The sequence below is a fragment of the Alkalicoccus urumqiensis genome (assembly GCF_002993335.1).
Taxonomy (GTDB): Bacteria; Bacillota; Bacilli; order Bacillales; family Salisediminibacteriaceae; genus Alkalicoccus; species Alkalicoccus urumqiensis.
In genome coordinates this window covers 1-1,753 of record NZ_PVNS01000026.1, presented here as the reverse complement: position 1 = coordinate 1,753, position 1,753 = coordinate 1, and the positions used below count along the sequence as shown (strand labels likewise).

Sequence of the window (1,753 nt, the reverse complement as noted above, 5' to 3'; positions counted from 1 at the left end):
CTCTCAAAACTAAACAAAAGAACAAAAGGAAGGTCGATCTGAGCTTGATGCTCCTTAGAAAGGAGGTGATCCATCCGCACCTTCCGGTACGGATACCTTGTTACGACTTCACCCCAATCATTTGTCCCACCTTCGGCGGCTGGCTCCAAAAAGGTTACCTCACCGACTTCGGGTGTTACAAACTCTCGTGGTGTGACGGGCGGTGTGTACAAGGCCCGGGAACGTATTCACCGCGGCATGCTGATCCGCGATTACTAGCAATTCCGGCTTCATGCAGGCGAGTTGCAGCCTGCAATCCGAACTGAGAATGGCTTTTTGGGATTGGCTCCACCTCGCGGTCTCGCGTCCCTCTGTACCATCCATTGTAGCACGTGTGTAGCCCAGGTCATAAGGGGCATGATGATTTGACGTCATCCCCACCTTCCTCCGGTTTGTCACCGGCAGTCACCTTAGAGTGCCCAACTGAATGCTGGCAACTAAGGTCAAGGGTTGCGCTCGTTGCGGGACTTAACCCAACATCTCACGACACGAGCTGACGACAACCATGCACCACCTGTCATTTTGTCCCCCGAAGGGGAAAACTCTGTCTCCAGAGCGGGCAAAAGATGTCAAGACCTGGTAAGGTTCTTCGCGTTGCGTCGAATTAAACCACATGCTCCACTGCTTGTGCGGGCCCCCGTCAATTCCTTTGAGTTTCAGCCTTGCGGCCGTACTCCCCAGGCGGAGTGCTTAATGTGTTAACTTCGGCACTAAGGGCATCGAAACCCCTAACACCTAGCACTCAACGTTTACGGCGTGGACTACCAGGGTATCTAATCCTGTTTGCTCCCCACGCTTTCGCGCCTCAGCGTCAGTTGTAGGCCAGAAAGTCGCCTTCGCCACTGGTGTTCCTCCACATATCTACGCATTTCACCGCTACACGTGGAATTCCACTTTCCTCTCCTACACTCAAGTCCCCCAGTTTCCAATGACCCTCCACGGTTGAGCCGTGGGCTTTCACATCAGACTTAAGAGACCGCCTGCGCGCGCTTTACGCCCAATAATTCCGGACAACGCTTGCCCCCTACGTATTACCGCGGCTGCTGGCACGTAGTTAGCCGGGGCTTTCTCGTGAGGTACCGTCAAGGTGCCGGCCTGTTCGACCGGCACGTGTTCTTCCCTCATAACAGAACTTTACGATCCGAAAACCTTCATCGTTCACGCGGCGTTGCACCGTCAGACTTTCGTCCATTGCGGATGATTCCCTACTGCTGCCTCCCGTAGGAGTCTGGGCCGTGTCTCAGTCCCAGTGTGGCCGATCACCCTCTCAGGTCGGCTACGCATCGTCGCCTTGGTGGGCCACTACCCCACCAACAAGCTAATGCGCCGCGGGCCCATCTTCCAGTGCGCGGAACAAGTCCGCGCTTTTACAGCCGGTCCATGCGGACCGGTTGATTATCCGGTATTAGCCCCGGTTTCCCGGGGTTATCCCAGTCTGGAAGGCAGGTTGCCCACGTGTTACTCACCCGTCCGCCGCTCATTCCACCGGCATCACCCCGAAGGGATCTGCCGGCTTCCTGCGCTCGACTTGCATGTATTAGGCACGCCGCCAGCGTTCGTCCTGAGCCAGGATCAAACTCTCCGTAAAGTGTTTGAACTGACAACGCAGCTTTCGCTGCATCAGACGGAATCTGGCTTAGATTCCAAATTGAAATTGAACAGAGAATGTGTCATTCTCTTTCCTTCACTTTTGTCTTTTGTTTAGTTTTCAAAG

Annotated in this window: 1 rRNA gene; it reads right to left on the bottom strand. The window is 54.7% G+C overall.

The features are described 5' to 3' along the window. Positions 1–58: 58 nt before the first annotated feature. A 16S ribosomal RNA gene (locus C6I21_RS16115) occupies positions 59–1,627 on the bottom strand. Between the last annotated feature and the right edge of the window lie 126 nt (positions 1,628–1,753).